This window comes from Pseudomonas sp. EA_5y_Pfl2_R50 (genome assembly GCF_963970475.1).
Classification (GTDB): Bacteria; Pseudomonadota; Gammaproteobacteria; order Pseudomonadales; family Pseudomonadaceae; genus Aquipseudomonas.
Genome location: NZ_CAXAPT010000136.1, coordinates 1 through 491 on the forward strand (window position 1 = coordinate 1; position 491 = coordinate 491).

At 62.7% G+C, this 491-nt stretch carries 1 protein-coding gene; it reads left to right on the forward strand.

Annotation, left to right across the window (positions count from 1 at the left end; translation table 11 throughout):
* Positions 1–356, forward strand: a 356-nt coding sequence (locus AACY19_RS27095) for a DUF6927 domain-containing protein (RefSeq protein WP_339454568.1), incomplete at its 5' end; no start/stop codon positions are given.
* Positions 357–491: the final 135 nt, after the last annotated feature.

A 491-nucleotide genomic window follows, 5' to 3' on the forward strand; every position in this document is an offset into this window, starting at 1 on the left:
CCAACCCTACCCGACTGGATGAATCGATGGGTCCGTGCGAGGACAACTGCCCGGCCCATATTCTCGATCTTCTGACCCCGACCGACAAGGAATATGCGATCGACTGGCGCCGGCGCTGCCGCGCCAACCTTGAACGGCGTACCCGCAAAATCGAAGATGGCGACCGCATCAAGCTGGCCTCGCCGCTCACCTTCACGGACGGCCATGTCGGCGAGGAATTCATCGTCGTAAAGCGCGGGCGACGGCTAAGCTTCCGCGACCCTGAGACCCGCATCGGTTACGCAATTAGCCGCTTCATGCTGCGGGAGTGGACGATCGTGCCGGTCACGAAGGTCCACAAGACGATATTTGCCTGAGGCCGCGCGCCCGGGCCATGATGTCCGTGAAAAGGATTTCGACATGTTTGCCCCAGCACCCCGGCTGTCGCCCAAGCGCTACCTCCTGTGCAGCCGCGAGAATGCGCAGCGTGTCGCGGCTCGGCTGTTCGACGC